The sequence below is a fragment of the Streptomyces avidinii genome, assembly GCF_045161815.1.
Classification (GTDB): domain Bacteria; phylum Actinomycetota; class Actinomycetes; order Streptomycetales; family Streptomycetaceae; genus Streptomyces; species Streptomyces avidinii.
The window spans coordinates 3169186-3186850 of sequence record NZ_CP108863.1 but is presented as its reverse complement, the minus strand read 5'-3'; the positions used below and the strand labels follow the sequence as shown (position 1 = coordinate 3186850).

Genomic DNA, 17665 nt, shown 5'->3' with positions numbered 1-17665 from the left:
ATGAGCCGTTCCGCGCACCCCGCCGGGCCCCGCCACGCCGACGTCCTGCCCGAGGGGCACTACTCCCCGCCGCCCGCCGACCTGAACGCGCTCGACGAGAAGGTCTGGGCCCGGACCGTCACGCGCGGCAGCGACGGCGTCGTCTCCGTCGGCGGCATCGAAGTCACCAAGCTCGCCGAGGAGTTCGGCACCCCCGCCTACTTCCTCGACGAAGAGGACTTCCGCGCCCGGTGCCGGGCCTGGGCGCACGCCTTCGGGCCCGGCGCCGACGTCTTCTACGCCGGCAAGGCGTTCCTCTCCAAGGCCGTCGTGAAGTGGCTGAAGGAGGAGGGGCTGAATGTGGACGTGTGTTCCGGCGGTGAGCTGACGACCGCACTCGCGGCCGGGATGCCCGCCTCCCGCATCGCCTTCCACGGCAACAACAAGTCCGAGAGCGAGATCAGCAGGGCCGTCGAGGCCGGGGTCGGCCGCATCGTGCTCGACTCCTTCCAGGAGATCGCCCGCGTCGCGCACATCGCCCGTGAGCTGGGCGTACGCCAGCCCGTCCAGATCCGTGTGACGGTCGGCGTCGAGGCGCACACCCACGAGTTCATCGCCACCGCGCACGAGGACCAGAAGTTCGGCATCGCCGTGGCCGACGGTTCCGCCGCCGAGGCCGTGCGGCGCGCGCTCGGGCACGACTCGCTGGAGCTGCTCGGCGTCCACTCCCACATCGGTTCGCAGATCTTCGACATGGCCGGCTTCGAGGTCTCCGCCAAGCGCGTCGTGCGCCTGCTGGCCGCCGTACGGGACGAGCACGGCGTGGAGCTGCCCGAGATCGACCTCGGCGGCGGCCTCGGTATCGCGTACACCTCGAACGACGACCCGCGCGAGCCCCACGAGATCGCCAAGGCCCTGCACGAGATCGTCGCCCGGGAGTGCGAGAGCGCCGGGCTGCGCGCCCCCCGGATCTCCGTCGAGCCCGGTCGCGCCATCGTCGGCCCGACCGCCTTCACCCTCTACGAGGTCGGGACGATCAAGCCGCTGGAGGGGCTGCGCACGTACGTCTCCGTCGACGGCGGGATGTCCGACAACATCCGCACCGCCCTGTACGACGCCGAGTACTCCATTTCGCTGGTCTCCCGTACCTCCGACGCCGAGCCCATGCTCGTGCGCGTCGTCGGCAAGCACTGCGAGAGCGGCGACATCGTCGTGAAGGACGCGTTCCTGCCCGCCGACCTCGCCCCCGGCGACCTCCTGGCCGTCCCGGCCACCGGCGCGTACTGCCGCTCCATGGCCAGCAACTACAACCACGCGCTCCGCCCGCCGGTCGTCGCCGTGCGTGACGGAGCGGCCCGAGTGATCGTCCGTCGCGAGACGGAGGAAGATCTCCTGCGTCTCGACCTCGGATGATGAAATAGGTGTCTCACTCAATGGACCGAGGATGGAAACTGCTGTCCATTGAGTGAGACTGGTTCCACCCGGCGGGCAAACCGCCCGCAGGGTACTGATGGAAGACGAAAGGCGTAGGTCGAATGATGCGTACGCGTCCGCTGAAGGTGGCGCTGCTGGGCTGTGGAGTGGTCGGCTCAGAGGTGGCTCGCATCATGACGACGCACGCCGACGACCTCACGCAGAGGATCGGCGCGCCCGTGGAGCTCGCCGGCGTGGCCGTACGCCGCCCCTCCAAGGTCCGCGAGGGCATCGATCCGGCGCTGATCACCACCGATGCGACCGCCCTCCTCAAACGCGGTGACATCGACATCGCCATCGAGGTCATCGGCGGCATCGAGCCCGCTCGTACGCTCATCACCACCGCCTTCGAGCAGGGCATCTCCGTGGTCTCCGCGAACAAGGCGCTGCTCGCCCAGGACGGCGCCGCGCTGCACGCCGCGGCCGAGGCGGCCGGGCTGGACCTCTACTACGAGGCCGCCGTCGCAGGCGCCATCCCGCTGGTGCGCCCGATGCGCGAGTCGCTCGCCGGCGACAAGATCAACCGGGTGATGGGCATCGTCAACGGCACGACGAACTTCATCCTCGACAAGATGGACTCCACCGGCGCCGGGTACCAGGAGGCGCTCGACGAGGCCACCGCCCTCGGGTACGCCGAGGCGGACCCGACCGCCGACGTCGAGGGCTACGACGCCGCCGCCAAGGCCGCGATCCTGGCCGGCATCGCCTTCCACACCCGCGTCCGCCTGGACGACGTGTCCCGCGAGGGTATGACCGAGGTCAGCGCGGCCGACTTCGCCTCGGCCAAGCGGATGGGCTGCACCATCAAGCTCCTCGCCATCCTGGAGCGCGCCGCCGACGGCGAGTCCGTCACCGCACGCGTCCACCCGGCGATGATCCCGCTCAGCCACCCGCTCGCCTCCGTCCGCGAGGCGTACAACGCCGTCTTCGTCGAGGCGGAGGCCGCCGGGCGGCTCATGTTCTACGGGCCGGGCGCGGGCGGCGCGCCGACCGCGTCCGCGGTCCTCGGCGACCTCGTCGCCGTCGCCCGCAACAAGCTCGCCGAGGCAACGGGGCCCGGCGAGTCGGCGTACACCCAGCTGCCGGTCAGCCCCATGGGGGATGTCGTCACCCGCTACCACATCAGCCTCGATGTGGCGGACAAGCCGGGCGTCCTCGCCCAGGTGGCGACCACCTTCGCGGAGCACGGTGTCTCGATCGACACGGTGCGGCAGCAGGGCAAGGACGGCGAGGCCTCCCTCGTCGTCGTCACTCACCGCGCACCCGACGCCGCCCTCTCCGGGACCGTCGAGGCGCTGCGGAGGCTGGACACCGTTCGCGGTGTCGCCAGCATCATGCGTGTTGAAGGGGAGTAAGGACCCATGAGCAGCAATCGCACCCACCAGTGGCGCGGCATCATCGAGGAGTACCGCGACCGCCTGCCGGTGACGGACACGACTCCCGTGGTGACGCTCCGCGAGGGCGGCACTCCCCTCGTCCCCGCACAGGTGCTCTCCGAGCGCACCGGCTGCGAGGTACACCTGAAGGTCGAGGGGGCGAACCCCACCGGGTCCTTCAAGGACCGCGGCATGACCATGGCGATCACCAAGGCCAAGGAGGAGGGCGCGAAGGCGGTCATCTGTGCCTCCACCGGCAACACTTCGGCCTCCGCCGCGGCGTACGCGGTGCGTGCCGGGATGGTCTCCGCGGTGCTCGTGCCCCGCGGCAAGATCGCGCTCGGCAAGATGGGCCAGGCGCTCGTGCACGGCGCCAAGATCCTGCAGGTGGACGGCAACTTCGACGACTGCCTGAACCTGGCCCGCGCACTCTCCGACAACTACCCGGTCGCGCTGGTCAATTCGGTCAACCCGGTACGTATCGAGGGCCAGAAGACAGCCGCGTTCGAGATCGTCGACGCGCTCGGCGACGCCCCCGACATCCACGTGCTGCCCGTCGGCAACGCAGGCAACATCACCGCGTACTGGAAGGGCTTCAAGGAGTACAAGGCCGACGGCCTGTCCACCCGTACGCCCCGTGTGTGGGGCTTCCAGGCCTCCGGTTCCGCGCCCATCGTGCGCGGTGAGATCGTCAAGGAGCCGCACACCATCGCCACCGCGATCCGGATCGGCAACCCGGCGTCCTGGGACTACGCGCTGGCCGCGCGTGACGAGTCGGGCGGCTTCATCGACGAGGTGACGGACCGACAGATCCTGGCCGCCTACCGGCTGTTGGCCGCCCAGGAGGGCGTCTTCGTCGAGCCCGCCTCGGCCGCCTCGGTGGCCGGTCTGCTCAAGGCCGCCGAACTGGGCCTGGTCGACCCCGGCCAGACGATCGTGTGCACCGTCACCGGCAACGGCCTGAAGGACCCCGACTGGGCGATCGCCGGCGCTCCGCAGCCGGTCACCGTTCCGGTGGACGCCGAAGCCGCCGCCGTGCGCCTCGGCCTGGTCTGACGGCAGCGCAGCACCGGGGCGGCACAGCACCGGAGCGGCACCCTGCCGAAGCAGTACCGCAGTACCGCAGTACCGCAGCATCGCGTGAAGCCGGGTTCCGGAGGGCTCCCGAGGGTCTTTCGAGGCCTTCGCGAGGCCCCTCCGGAACCCGGCAACTCACCCCGTACGACAACAAAAATGCGGCCGAAGCCGGTCGAAGTCGGTCGAAGCCCGCGACACGCATCGTGCGCCTCCTGTGCGCCCTATGTCGCGAGAGAACCTTCCTTCGATACGCTGTACCCACATCCGCCACCGTGCATATGACTGCGGTGCTGCCCCGAGGGCCTTCGGGTGTCGTACGTTCTCCAGTACATTCGCAGCGAGCCAGCGAAGAGCGAAGATCTCGCACAGTCACAAGGAGTGTCATCGGACGATGGCCGGTCCAGCGTTCCGCGCCGCCGCCGTACGGGTGCGCGTCCCCGCCAGCAGTGCCAACCTCGGCCCGGGCTTCGATGCCCTGGGCCTGGCCCTGGGGCTCTACGACGACGTCGTCGTCCGGGTGGCCGACTCCGGCCTGAACATCGACATCGCGGGTGAGGGCGCCGACACCCTCCCGCGGGACGAGAGCCACCTGCTCGTACGCTCCATGCGCACCGCCTTCGACCTGCTGGGCGGCCAGCCGCGCGGCCTGGAGGTCGTCTGCGCCAACCGCATCCCGCACGGCCGCGGCCTCGGTTCCTCCTCCGCCGCCATCTGCGCGGGCATCGTCGCCGCCCGCGCCGTGACCATAGGTGGCGAGGCCAAGCTCGACGACGCGGCGCTGCTGGAGCTCGCCACCGAGATCGAGGGCCACCCCGACAACGTCGCCGCCTGTCTCCTCGGCGGGTTCACCCTCGCCTGGATGGACGGCGGCAGCGCCAAGGCGATCCGTATGGAGCCGGCCGAATCCATCGTTCCGGTGGTCTTCGTGCCGTCGAAGCCGGTCCTGACCGAGACCGCGCGCGGCCTGCTGCCGCGCACCGTCCCGCACGTGGACGCAGCCGCCAACGCGGGCCGTGCGGGCCTGCTCGTGGAAGCCCTGACCAGGCGTCCCGAGCTCCTGCTGCCGGCCACCGAGGACCGGCTCCACCAGGAGTACCGGTCCCCGGCGATGCCGGAGAGCGTCACACTTGTCAACAGGCTGCGGGCGGACGGGATCCCCGCGGTCATCTCCGGCGCCGGACCCACGGTCCTCGCGCTGGTCGACAACGGCGCGGCCGACAAGGTCGCGCAGCTCGCGGGCGAGGGGTGGGCGGCCAACCGGCTCGCTCTCGACGCCGCGGGCGCGAGCGTACTTCCGCTGGGCACCCAGGGCGGCTGAGGCCGCTTTTCTGGAGTGCGCAGCCGGTCAGGGGCGGGCGGCCTGGGCAGGCCGCCCGCGCGGAAGGGCGCGATTGCCGGTGATTGAGAGGGGGAATATCTATTGGATCCGGTAGTGTTAGTCTCAAGTGCGCATCGGAAGCCGCCATGGCTCGGTGCTCAGTGTCCCCATTCGGGACCACATTTCTTCCGGGAGCCTCCCCGACTGCTTTGATCACTTCCAGCAGTTTCGAGCACGCTCCGGAATCGGCGTGACATTCCCACGCTTTCAGCTCGGGGGCTTCTCGCCGGAACCAGCCATGCACGTTTCTTCCGCCGTATTTCTACCGGCGGACCACCGCCCCGGCACGGTCCACACCTAGGACTGTTGTCGGACAGCACAACCGGTCGCCGAGCCAGACAGGCCGACGTCCGCTCCAGGGAAGGACCCTTCGTGAGCGACACCACCGATCTGATGGGCGCTGCCGACACCTCTGTCGACGCCAGTGCCCCCGCCGCGGGCGCCGCACCCAAGCGTCGACGCACCGGCACCGGCCTTGACGGCATGGTCCTGGCCGAGCTGCAGCAGGTCGCGTCGGGCCTCGGGATCAGGGGCACCGCGCGGATGCGCAAGAGCCAGCTGATCGAGGTCATCAAGGAGGCGCAGGCGGGCAGCAGTGCCCCCAAGGCCGCTGCCTCCGCTGCCGCAGACACCGCCGAGGCCAAGCCGAAGCGCCGCGCCACCAGCAAGGCCCGCACGGGCGAGGCCGCCGCCGAGGCGCCCGCCGAGAAGCCCGCCGCGCAGGCGCAGATCGAGATCCCGGGCCAGCCGGCAGGGGGCCCCTCCCGCTCGAGCGCAGCCGAGAGTGGGGGAGACGACGCGCCGGCCGGCGAGCGCCGCCGCCGTCGGGCCACGGCCCCCACCGGCAGCCCGGAGGCCTCGGCCCCCGTCGCCGTGCAGGTCGAGCAGAAGACCGAGACCGCCACCACCGCCACCGCCCCGTCCGAGGCCAAGGCCGAAGCCGCCACCGCGGTCTCCGCCGGCCAGGCGCAGGGTCAGGACGGCGAGGGCCGTGGCCGTCGCGACCGCCGTGACCGCGGTGACCGCACCGAGCGTCAGCGCGACCGCCGTGACCGCGGCGCCAAGGGCGACGACCAGGGCCAGGGCGGCCAGGGTCAGGGCCAGGGCGCGCAGGGCGGCCAGGGTCAGGGCCAGGGTCAGGGTCAGGGCGCCCAGGGCGGCGGCCGTCAGGACCGCGCCGACCGCCAGCAGCAGGGCGGCCGCGGCCAGAGCCAGGGCCAGGGTCAGCAGGGCCGTCAGGACCGCCAGGACAACGGTCCCCAGGACGACTTCGACGGCGAGGACGGCCGTCGTGGCCGTCGCGGCCGCTACCGCGACCGCCGTGGCCGTCGTGGCCGCGACGAGTTCGCGGGTCCGAGCGAGCCGACGGTCGCCGACGACGACGTGCTGATCCCCGTCGCAGGCATCCTCGACATCCTCGACAACTACGCGTTCATCCGGACCTCGGGCTACCTGCCCGGCCCCAACGACGTGTACGTGTCCCTCGCCCAGGTCCGCAAGGCCGGTCTGCGCAAGGGTGACCACACCACCGGCGCCGTGCGCCAGCCCAAGGACGGCGAGCGTCGCGAGAAGTTCAACGCCCTCGTGCGTCTGGACTCGGTGAACGGCATGGCGCCCGAATCCGGCCGCGGCCGCCCGGAGTTCCAGAAGCTGACGCCCCTGTACCCGCAGGACCGGCTCCGTCTGGAGACCGACCCGGGCGTGCTGACCACCCGCATCATCGACCTCGTGTCGCCGATCGGTAAGGGCCAGCGCGGTCTGATCGTGGCCCCGCCGAAGACCGGCAAGACCATGATCATGCAGGCGATCGCCAACGCGATCACCACCAACAACCCCGAGTGCCACCTGATGGTCGTCCTGGTCGACGAGCGTCCGGAAGAGGTCACCGACATGCAGCGGTCGGTCAAGGGCGAGGTCATCTCCTCGACCTTCGACCGCCCGGCCGAGGACCACACCACCGTCGCCGAGCTGGCCATCGAGCGCGCCAAGCGTCTCGTCGAGCTGGGTCACGACGTGGTCGTCCTGCTGGACTCGATCACCCGTCTGGGCCGCGCGTACAACCTCGCGGCGCCCGCCTCCGGCCGCATCCTGTCCGGTGGTGTCGACTCGACCGCGCTGTACCCGCCGAAGCGCTTCTTCGGTGCCGCGCGCAACATCGAGGACGGCGGCTCGCTGACCATCCTGGCCACCGCGCTCGTCGACACCGGCTCGCGCATGGACGAGGTGATCTTCGAGGAGTTCAAGGGCACCGGCAACATGGAGCTCAAGCTCGACCGGAAGCTCGCCGACAAGCGCATCTTCCCGGCCGTCGACGTCGACCCGTCGGGCACCCGCAAGGAGGAGATCCTCCTCAACGCGGAGGAGCTCGCCATCGTCTGGAAGCTGCGCCGGGTGCTGCACGCGCTCGACTCGCAGCAGGCGATCGAGCTGCTGCTCGACAAGATGAAGCAGACGAAGTCGAACGCCGAGTTCCTGATGCAGATCGCGAAGACGACCCCGTCGGGCAAGAACGACGACTGACGTCCGGCACGCGCATCACCGCGACAGCCCCCGCCGCACCCGCGGCGGGGGCTGTCGCGCGTCCCGGCGGCTTTACGGGGCAGACGCGGTGTGCGGTGCGGTTCGGCCCGGAATGGAACCCTGCGCGCCGTACACCCGTCTGTGTCAGAGGGACCGCGCGGTGGACGGCGGGCCGGAACGGCCAGGGGACCGGACCGAGGACTGAGGACTGAGGAGAGCATGACCGAGGAGAGCAAGGACCACGGCGGGCGCGCCGCGGCCCGGCGCCGACGCAAGCCGGCGAAGCGCCGCAGGGCCCTCGCCATCGCCGCCTGGAGCGCCGCGGGGGTGGTCCTGCTGGGAGGCGGGGGCCTCGGATACTTCTACTTCAAGTTCAACGGCAACCTGAAGACCGTCGACATCGACCAGGCGCTCGGCACCGACCGTCCGCAGAACGTCGACAACGGCTCGATGGACATACTCGTCCTCGGCTCCGACTCCCGAGGCGGAGCCAACGGCGAGTACGGCCAGGACGACGGAGGCTCCGCCCGCTCCGACACGGCGATGATCATCCACCTGTACGAGGGCCACGAGAAGGCCAGCGTCGTGTCCATACCGCGCGACACCATGATCGCCCGCCCCTCGTGCACGACGACCGGCGGGAAGACCGACCCGGGCGGCTCGCGCACCCAGTTCAACGAGGCGTTCACCGTCGGCGGGGCCGCCTGCGCGGTCAAGACCGTCGAGAAGATGTCGGGGATCCGCATGGATCACTACATCGAGGTCGACTTCACCGGCTTCAAGAAGATCATCGACAACCTCGGCGGCGTCGAGGTGACCACCACCAAGCCGATCAAGGACGGCGCCAGCCACCTCGACCTGGCGGCGGGCACCAACAAGCTCAACGGGGAGCAGGCCCTCGGCCTCGTACGCACCCGCAAGAGCGTCGGCGACGGCAGCGACCTGGGCCGAATACAGCTGCAGCAGGCCTTCATCAAGGCGCTGATCAAGCAGGTCAAGGGCATCGGGCTCTTCGACAACCCGAAGAAGCTGCTCGACCTCGCCGACTCCGCCACCAAGGCGATCACCACCGACAAGGCGCTCGGTGATGTGAAATCCCTCATGGGCTTCGCCCAGGGCCTCCAGGGCATCGACGCCCAGGACATGCAGATGATCACGCTGCCGGTCACCACGGACGCCCGTGACGCCAATCGCGTGGCCCCCCTGACCAAGGAGACCAAGATGGTCTGGGACGCCCTGCTGGCCGACCGGCCCATCCCGGCCGAGGCCACCGTGAACTCCGCCGGCGACAAGAGCGCGGCCGGGTCCATCGTCCAGTAGGACCCGCTCCGCACCGGCCGCGGGCCGGTGCGGAATAGATGGCGGCCCCTCCCCGTTGAGGGAGGCGTCCTCAGAATTTTGACAGGCAGCCCGGTCCTGGCAGACTGGTCTGTCGGCCCCGGTTCACGCAGTGCGCAATTCGGCTCCTGCGACCCGGCGCCCTCCCGAATCTAGGAGACACCTTGAAGCGCGATGTTCACCCCCAGTACGTCGAGACCCAGGTCAGCTGCACCTGTGGCGCGTCGTTCACCACCCGTAGCACCCTGACCGAGGGCTCCATCCGAGCCGAGGTCTGCTCCGAGTGCCACCCGTTCTACACGGGCAAGCAGAAGATCCTCGACACCGGTGGCCGTGTGGCCCGCTTCGAGGCGCGCTTCGGCAAGGGTGCGGCCAAGAAGTAGCGCGACCCAGGCGCCGGTCTCCGGCCGCCCCCTGTCCACTCGGGGGCGGCCGGACCGGCGCCTTTGTCGTCGTTCCGTCACGTCCCCCCCCTGCAGTCCTTCGCACTTTCACCCCAGGAGCCCCCCGATGTTCGAAGCGGTCGAGGAATTGGTCGGCGAACACGCCGATCTTGAGAAGAAGCTCGCCGACCCTTCGGTCCACTCGGATCAGGCCAACGCGCGCAAGCTGAACAAGCGCTACGCGGAGCTGACCCCGATCGTCGCGACCTTCCGCGCCTGGAAGCAGTCCGCCGAGGACATCGAGACGGCCAAGGAGTTCGCTGCGGACGACCCCGACTTCGCGGCCGAGGCCAAGGAACTGACCGCACAGCGCGAGGAGCTCACCGAGAAGCTCCGCCTGCTGCTCGTTCCGCGCGACCCCAGCGACGACAAGGACGTGCTCCTCGAGGTCAAGGCGGGCGCGGGCGGCGACGAGTCCGCCCTGTTCGCCGGCGACCTGCTGCGCATGTACCTGCGCTACGCCGAGCGCGTGGGCTGGAAGACCGAGATCATCGACGCCACCGAGTCCGAGCTCGGCGGCTACAAGGACGTCCAGGTCTCCGTCCGCACCAAGGGCGGCAACGGCGCCACCGAGCCCGGCCAGGGCGTGTGGGCCCGCCTGAAGTACGAGGGCGGCGTGCACCGCGTCCAGCGGGTGCCGGCCACCGAGTCCCAGGGCCGCATCCACACCTCCGCCGCCGGCGTGCTCGTCACCCCGGAGGCCGAGGAGGTCGAGGTCGAGATCAACATGAACGACCTCCGCATCGACGTGTACCGCTCGTCCGGCCCCGGCGGCCAGTCCGTCAACACCACCGACTCGGCCGTGCGCATCACGCACCTCCCCACCGGTGTGGTCGCCTCCTGCCAGAACGAGAAGAGCCAGCTCCAGAACAAGGAGCAGGCCATGCGCATCCTGCGCTCGCGGCTCCTGGCCGCCGCCCAGGAGGCCGCCGAGCAGGAGGCCTCGGACGTGCGCCGCAGCCAGGTGCGCTCCGTGGACCGTTCCGAGAAGATCCGTACGTACAACTACCCGGAAAACCGGATCTCGGACCACCGGACCGGTTTCAAGGCGTACAACTTGGACCAAGTGCTCGACGGTGACCTCGACCCGGTCATCCAGGCCTGCGTGGACACGGACTCCGCGGCCAAGCTCGCGGCCGCGCACTGACCCGATCCCCGTACCATCCCCCCGTACGACAGCAGCCCGGAGGACCAGCGTGAACTTGCTGCTTGCCGAGGTGGCCCAGGCCACCCAGCGGCTGGCCGCCGCCGGCGTGCCCTCACCGCGCTTCGACGCGGAGGAGCTCGCCGCCTTCGTGCACGGCGTCAAACGGGGGGAACTGCACCACGTCAAGGACACGGACTTCGACGCCCGCTACTGGGAGGCCGTCGCCCGCCGAGAAGCCCGTGAGCCGCTCCAGCACATCACCGGCCGCGCCTTCTTCCGGTACCTGGAGCTCCAGGTCGGGCCCGGGGTCTTCGTGCCCCGGCCCGAGACCGAATCGGTCGTGGACTGGGCCATACACGCCGTCCGCGCGATGGACGTCGTCGAGCCGCTGATCGTGGACCTGTGCACCGGCTCCGGCGCGATCGCGCTGGCCATGGCCCAGGAGGTGCCGCGCTCGCGCGTGCACGCGGTCGAGCTGTCCGAGGACGCCCTGCGGTGGACCCGCAAGAACGCCGAGGGCTCACGGGTCACCGTCCACCAGGGCGACGCCCTGAGCGCGCTGCCCGAGCTCGACGGCCAGGTCGACCTGGTCATCTCCAACCCGCCGTACATCCCGCTCACCGAGTGGGAGTACGTCGCCCCCGAGGCCCGCGACCACGATCCGGAGATGGCGCTCTTCTCCGGCGAGGACGGCCTCGACACCATCCGCGGTATCGAACGCACCGCCCACCGGCTGCTGCGGCCCGGCGGCATCGTCGTCATCGAGCACGCCGACACCCAGGGCGGCCAGGTGCCGTGGATCTTCGCCGAGGAGCGGGGCTGGGCCGACGCGGCCGACCACCCGGACCTCAACAACCGCCCGCGCTTCGCGACCGCCCGCAAGGCCCTGCCGTGACCGGCGCGACGTTTTCCGCCACCCACCTGCTGCACGAGGAGGCCCGCTGATGGCCCGGCGATACGACTGCAACGACGCGACGGACCGTAAGACGGGTCTGCGTGAAGCCGCATCCGCCGTGCGCCGCGGCGAGCTCGTCGTGCTGCCCACCGACACCCTGTACGGGATCGGCGCGGACGCCTTCAGCCCGGAGGCCGTCCACGACCTGCTCGCCGCCAAGGGCCGGGGCCGCGGCATGCCCACCCCGGTGCTCATCGGCTCCCCGAACACGCTCCACGGCCTCGTCACGGACTTCTCCGAGCAGGCCTGGGAGCTCGTCGACGCCTTCTGGCCGGGCGCGCTGACGCTGGTCGCCAAGCACCAGCCGTCGCTGGCGTGGGACCTGGGCGACACCGGCGGCACCGTGGCCGTACGCATGCCCCTGCACCCCGTCGCGATCGAGCTGCTGACCGAGGTCGGCCCGATGGCGGTGTCCTCGGCCAACCTGTCCGGGCACCCGGCGCCCGAGGACTGCGACGCCGCGCGCGAGATGCTCGGGGACTCCGTGTCCGTGTACCTGGACGGCGGCCCGACGCCCGGCATCCAGCCGTCGTCGATCGTCGACGTCACCGGGAAGGTTCCCGTCCTGCTCCGCGAGGGGGCGCTCACCGCAGACCAGCTGCGGGAGGTCGTACCCGACCTCGAGGTCGCCCCGTGAGCCCTGAGGGGCGTGGCATAGCAGGGGGGTACCGCCCGCCGGTAGCCGGGGGAAGCACTTTCCGCATACTCCACGTCAGCACGGGGAACGTGTGCCGCTCGCCCATCACCGAGCGGCTGACGCGGCATGCCCTCTCGCACCGCCTCGGCGGCCCGGTCACCGGCGACCTCATCGTGGAGAGCGCCGGCACCTGGGGCCACGAGGGCGCCCCGATGGAGGCGAACGCGGCCGCCGTGCTGGCGGACTTCGGGGCCGACGCGTCCGGGTTCACCGGACGGGAACTGCTGGACGAGCACGTCATACGCGCGGACCTGGTGCTGACCGCCACCCGTGACCACCGGGCCCAGGTCATCTCGATGGGCCACTCGGCGGGTCTGCGCACCTTCACGCTGAAGGAGTTCACCCGTCTGGTCCGGGCGATAGATCCGGCCACGCTGCCGCCGCTGGACGACGGCATGGCGGAGCGGGCCCGTGCGCTGGTCCGGGCCGCCGCGGCACTGCGCGGCTGGCTGCTGGCGCCGTCGCCGGACGCGGACGAGGTGTACGACCCGTACGGGGCGCCGATCACCTTCTTCCGCTCGATCGGCGACGAGATCAACCAGGCGCTGGACCCGGTCGTCACGGCTCTGACCGGCGTGACGGCCGCACGCTGAGCGTTCGTCGGCCGAAGGCCGGCGCAGCGGTGCGGGTGCCCTGCCGGGGAGGGGCCAGACCAGGCGCCGCACCCGGTCGTCACGGCCCTGACGGGCGTGACCGCCCCGCGCCGGGGTCGCGTCCGGCGCGAGTGCCGCGCCGAGGAGGGGCCCGCCCCGCGCCGACAGGGCACGGCGGCGCCCGCGGGCCTAAAGTGGCTGATACCCGGTACCCCTGGAGTCGCGCCATGAGCGTCATCACCCAGCCCACGGACCTGCTGCGCATGCAGGACCCGCAGATGGCCGACGTACTGGCCGGGGAGCGGCAGCGGCAGGCCGACACGTTGCAGATGAGCGCCGCGGAGAACTTCACCTCGACCGCCGTGCTCGCCGCGCTCGGGTCCGCCCTCGCCAACAAGTACGCCGAGGGCTACCCGGGCGCCCGGCACCACGGCGGGTGCGAGTACGCGGATCTGGCCGAGCGGATCGCGGTGGAACGGGCCAAGGCGCTCTTCGGGGCCGAGCACGCGAACGTGCAGCCGCACTCCGGCTCCTCCGCCGTCCTCGCCGCGTACGCCGCCCTGCTGCGCCCCGGGGACACCGTGCTGGCGATGGGGCTCCCGTACGGCGGTCACCTCACGCACGGCTCGCCCGCCAACTTCTCCGGGCGGTGGTTCGACTTCGTCGGGTACGGGCTCGACGCCGAGACCGGTCTCATCGACTACCGGCAGGTGCAGCACCTCGCCCACACGCACCGGCCCAAGGCGATCGTGTGCGGCTCGATCTCCTACTCCCGCCACCCCGAGTACTCGGCCTTCCGGGAGATCGCCGACGAGGTGGGGGCCTACCTCATCGCGGACGCCGCCCATCCCATCGGGCTGGTGGCGGGCGGGGCCGCGCCCAGTCCCGTCCCGTACGCCGACATCGTCTGCGCGACCACGCACAAGGTGCTGCGCGGTCCGCGGGGCGGAATGGTGCTGTGCGGGGCGGAGTACGCCGAGCGCATCGACCGGGCGGTGTTCCCCTTCACCCAGGGCGGGGCGCAGATGCACACCATCGCCGCCAAGGCCGTGGCCTTCGGCGAGGCGGCCCGGCCGGCCTTCACCACGTACGCCCACCGGGTCGTCGCCAATGCCCGGGCCCTGACGGCGGCCCTCCAGGAGCGGGGCTTCGCCATCACCACGGGTGGTACCGACACTCACCTGATCACCGCCGATCCGGCGCCGCTGGGTGTGGACGGCCCGACCGCCCGCGGCCGGCTGGCGGCCGCGGGGATCGTGCTGGACACCTGCGCCCTCCCGTACGGGGACCAGCGCGGCGTGCGGCTGGGAACGGCCGCCGTGACCACCCAGGGGATGGGGGAGGCGGAGATGGTCCGGATCGCGGCGTTGTTCGCCGCGGCGCTGCACGGAGATGGCGCGAAAACACGTACGGAGGTCGGCGAGCTCACGACGGGATTTCCCCCTTACGGGGAGTAAACGGGACAAGCGGGGCGTACTGGAACCGGGATAGCGCCCCCTCGCGTCCTCGAAGGTGGTCACATCGCAGCTAATGTGTGGGGCTGAGATGGCCGGCGATACATCTGGGGCAGCCCGTGCGTGAATATCTGCTGACGCTTTGCGTCACGGTCGCGGTGACCTACCTGCTGACCGGGCCCGTGCGGAAGTTCGCGATCGCGGCCGGGGCCATGCCGGAGATCCGTGCCCGCGACGTCCACCGCGAGCCCACACCGCGGCTCGGCGGCATCGCGATGTTCGGCGGCCTGTGCGCGGGACTGCTGGTCGCCGACCACCTGACGAACCTCAACGGCGTCTTCGAGCTGTCGAACGAACCACGGGCACTGCTCTCCGGCGCCGCGCTGATCTGGCTGATCGGTGTGCTCGACGACAAGTTCGAGATCGACGCGCTCATCAAGCTCGGCGCGCAGATGATCTCCGCCGGCGTGATGGTGATGCAGGGCCTGACCATCCTGTGGATCCCGGTGCCCTTCATCGGCACGGTCGCGCTCACCCAGTGGCAGGGCAACCTGCTCACCGTGGCGCTCGTCGTGATCACCATCAACGCGGTGAACTTCGTCGACGGTCTCGACGGCCTCGCCGCCGGCATGGTCTGCATCGCCGCCGCCGCGTTCTTCATGTACGCGTACCGGATCTGGTTCGGCTACGGCATCGAGGCGGCCGCGCCCGCCACGCTCTTCGCCGCGATCCTGATGGGCATGTGCCTCGGCTTCCTGCCGCACAACATGCATCCCGCCCGGATCTTCATGGGCGACTCCGGCTCGATGCTCATCGGCCTCGTGCTCGCCGCCGCCGCCATCTCCATCACCGGTCAGGTGGACCCCGACGCGCTGGCCCTGTACGCCCAGGGCGAGCGCAACGCGACGCACGCGATGCTCCCGGTCTTCATCCCGCTGATCCTGCCCCTGACGATCATCGCGATCCCGATGGCGGACCTGGTCCTGGCCATCGTCCGGCGCACCTGGAAGGGCCAGTCGCCCTTCGCGGCCGACCGCGGGCACCTCCACCACCGGCTGCTGGAACTCGGGCATTCGCACAGCCGCGCGGTCCTGATCATGTACTTCTGGTCGGGCCTGATCGCCTTCGGCACGGTGGCCTACTCGGTGCACTCCGCCACGATGTGGATCGTGCTGGCGATCGCCGCCCTGAGCGCGGTGGGCCTGATCCTGCTGCTCCTGCCGCGCTTCACCCCGCGCGCCCCGCGCTGGGCGGAGAGTCTGGTTCCGCCGCGGTACCGCCACGCCGAGCGCGCGGCCGAGGCCGCCGCACAGGACACCTCGGGCCAGGAGCCGGAGCCCGCGAGGCCCGTCGCCGCGGGCGTCTCCGGCGTCAACGGAGCGACCGCCGTGGGCCCCCGTTCGCGCTTCCCCGACCGGCGTAAGGCTGAATCCACCCGCTGACCACCTGGTCGCATGTCGGACATGGATGGCCTTTACCAGACAAGACGCCTTCCTGTCGCGCACACACGCGCAGGGTCACTCTCATGTGTGACAGTCGGCACACCTAGCAGGTAAAGCTCTCATCAAATAGTTTGTGATACCGTTCACTAAACCCGGCGACAGAGCCGAAGGACCGTAGTGCGACGGTCCCTTGGCCCGAGGTTCTCTCTCGGACCGGGCTTACGCTCGTCCCGTACGAGTCCAGTGCCCCCACCACCACGCGGAGCAAACCGCCATGCGGTCAGATGACGTCCGACTCCTCCTGCAAGCCGCCGTACCCACAGCTGTAGCCGGCGCTGTCGCCGCCGTGATCAGCGCGTTGGTCGTCGGCAGCAAGGGTGCAGTCGGAGCCGTTGTCGCGACGCTGGTCGTGATTCTGTTCATGGGCATCGGATTCGTCGTTCTGCAGCGCACGGCGAAATCACTTCCGCATCTCTTCCAGGCCATGGGGCTCATGCTCTATACGGCCCAGATCCTGCTGCTCTTCGTGTTTGTCGCGGCGTTCAAGAACACCACCCTGTTCAACCCCAAGGCGTTCGCGATCACGCTCGTCGCCACCACCCTGGTGTGGATCGGCGCGCAGACCCGTGCTCACATGAAGGCCAAGATTCTTTACGTCGAACCGGACTCGGTGAAGGGCGACAAGCCCGAAAATCCGGGGCCGAAGTCGTGAAGGGTAGGGCCGGGATAAGTGGGCGTTCGAGATCCTGCTATCGTCCGGTGCCAACTGCGGCACTGCGGGCGCGGGCATCTGAGCTGACGCCTGTTCCATCGCGAGGCTCGATGCCTGACTGCCGCCCCACCATCCGTTACACCAGTCCAGTGCCGAACCGCGGCTGCGCGCCGCGCCGACACAACGAGGTTGCCGTACCTATGCGCCACGCTGAAGGAGCCCTGCGGTGAGTGCTGCTGACATGACGCTCGCCTTCGAGATCAATTGTCATTTCGAAGACGGCACTGGCTGCGGCTTCCCGGGCCCGACCCTGTACTCGTTCCTGTTCAAGCCGATCTTCGGTGACGACAGCGGCCTGTACTTCAACAAGACGATGCTGCTGGCCCTGCTGGGCTCGATCATCATCGTCGGCTTCTTCTGGGCTGCGTTCCGGAAGCCGAAGGTCGTCCCGGGCAAGCTGCAGATGGTCGCCGAGGCCGGCTACGACTTCGTGCGCCGCGGCATCGTCTACGAGACGATGGGCAAGAAGGAAGGCGAGAAGTACGTCCCCTTCATGGTCGCGACGTTCTTCTTCGTCTGGATGATGAACCTCTGGTCCATCGTTCCGATCGCCCAGTTCCCGGTGACCGCGGTCATCGCGTATCCGGCCGGCCTGGCCCTCGTCATCTACATCATGTGGATGTCGGTGACCTTCAAGCGCCACGGCTTCGTCGGCGGCTTCAAGAACATCACCGGCTACGACAAGTCGCTCGGCGGGATTCTGCCGCTGGTCATGGTGATCGAGTTCTTCTCGAACGTCCTGGTCCGCCCCTTCACCCACGCGGTCCGACTGTTCGCGAACATGTTCGCCGGACACACCCTGCTGCTGCTGTTCACCATCGCCAGCTGGTACCTGCTGAACGGGATCGGCATCGCCTACGCGGGCGTCTCGTTCGTCATGGTCATCGTGATGACCGCGTTCGAACTCTTCATCCAGGCTGTCCAGGCCTACGTCTTCGTGCTCCTGGCTTGCAGCTTCCTGCAGGGCGCGCTCGCCGAGCACCACTGAGCTCGACCCGCCGCTCCAAGCAATCCCCCCAGT

Annotated in this window: 15 protein-coding genes; all 15 read left to right on the top strand. The window is 70.0% G+C overall.

Translation table 11 applies throughout. The annotated features are described in order from the left end of the window. The 15 genes from lysA (at window position 1) to atpB (ending at window position 17632) form a co-directional block, all read left to right on the top strand. Window positions 1–1392: a diaminopimelate decarboxylase gene (gene lysA, locus OG373_RS13710; RefSeq protein ID WP_397729070.1), complete on the top strand. Its 1392-nt coding sequence runs from the start codon at window positions 1–3 to the stop codon at window positions 1390–1392. A gap of 125 nt (window positions 1393–1517) precedes the next feature. Continuing rightward, a complete protein-coding gene (locus tag OG373_RS13705; protein WP_405444045.1) occupies window positions 1518–2807 on the top strand; it encodes a homoserine dehydrogenase in 1290 nt (429 codons plus the stop codon). 6 nt (window positions 2808–2813) lie between these two features. Then, window positions 2814–3884 carry a threonine synthase gene (gene thrC / locus OG373_RS13700; RefSeq protein ID WP_405438461.1) on the top strand — a complete coding sequence of 357 codons (1071 nt, stop codon included), beginning with the start codon at window positions 2814–2816 and terminating at the stop codon, window positions 3882–3884. A gap of 412 nt (window positions 3885–4296) precedes the next feature. Beyond that, a complete protein-coding gene (gene thrB / locus OG373_RS13695; protein WP_397729067.1) occupies window positions 4297–5223 on the top strand; it encodes a homoserine kinase in 927 nt (308 codons plus the stop codon). Between the two features lie 432 nt (window positions 5224–5655). Then, window positions 5656–7803 (top strand): transcription termination factor Rho, encoded by a 2148-nt coding sequence (gene rho / locus OG373_RS13690; RefSeq protein ID WP_405438459.1) that lies wholly within the window; start codon window positions 5656–5658, stop codon window positions 7801–7803. 219 nt (window positions 7804–8022) lie between these two features. Next, on the top strand, window positions 8023–9123 hold the full coding sequence (locus OG373_RS13685; protein ID WP_405438457.1) for an LCP family protein: 1101 nt from the start codon (window positions 8023–8025) through the stop codon (window positions 9121–9123). A 182-nt stretch (window positions 9124–9305) separates the two neighbouring features. Continuing rightward, entirely contained in the window at window positions 9306–9524 is a 219-nt protein-coding gene (gene rpmE, locus OG373_RS13680) for a 50S ribosomal protein L31 (protein ID WP_030386961.1), read from the top strand. Between the two features lie 127 nt (window positions 9525–9651). Continuing rightward, window positions 9652–10731 (top strand): peptide chain release factor 1, encoded by a 1080-nt coding sequence (gene prfA / locus OG373_RS13675; protein ID WP_189973994.1) that lies wholly within the window; start codon window positions 9652–9654, stop codon window positions 10729–10731. Between the two features lie 49 nt (window positions 10732–10780). Then, window positions 10781–11626 carry a peptide chain release factor N(5)-glutamine methyltransferase gene (gene prmC / locus OG373_RS13670; protein WP_327383224.1) on the top strand — a complete coding sequence of 282 codons (846 nt, stop codon included), beginning with the start codon at window positions 10781–10783 and terminating at the stop codon, window positions 11624–11626. Window positions 11627–11675: 49 nt separating this feature from the next. Further along, window positions 11676–12323 (top strand): L-threonylcarbamoyladenylate synthase, encoded by a 648-nt coding sequence (locus tag OG373_RS13665; protein ID WP_030386960.1) that lies wholly within the window; start codon window positions 11676–11678, stop codon window positions 12321–12323. Continuing rightward, window positions 12320–12976 (top strand): protein-tyrosine-phosphatase, encoded by a 657-nt coding sequence (locus OG373_RS13660; RefSeq protein ID WP_384818115.1) that lies wholly within the window; start codon window positions 12320–12322, stop codon window positions 12974–12976. Before OG373_RS13665 ends, OG373_RS13660 begins: the two co-directional genes overlap by 4 nt. A gap of 227 nt (window positions 12977–13203) precedes the next feature. Further along, window positions 13204–14433, top strand: coding sequence for a serine hydroxymethyltransferase (glyA, locus tag OG373_RS13655; RefSeq protein WP_405438454.1), 1230 nt, complete (start codon window positions 13204–13206; stop codon window positions 14431–14433). A gap of 104 nt (window positions 14434–14537) precedes the next feature. Further along, window positions 14538–15872: an MraY family glycosyltransferase gene (locus OG373_RS13650; RefSeq protein ID WP_397729391.1), complete on the top strand. Its 1335-nt coding sequence runs from the start codon at window positions 14538–14540 to the stop codon at window positions 15870–15872. A 274-nt stretch (window positions 15873–16146) separates the two neighbouring features. Further along, window positions 16147–16584: a hypothetical protein gene (locus OG373_RS13645; RefSeq protein ID WP_053174603.1), complete on the top strand. Its 438-nt coding sequence runs from the start codon at window positions 16147–16149 to the stop codon at window positions 16582–16584. A 241-nt stretch (window positions 16585–16825) separates the two neighbouring features. Then, complete coding sequence (gene atpB, locus OG373_RS13640) at window positions 16826–17632, top strand: F0F1 ATP synthase subunit A (protein WP_405444043.1); 807 nt, start codon at window positions 16826–16828, stop codon at window positions 17630–17632. The last annotated feature ends 33 nt before the right edge of the window (window positions 17633–17665 follow it).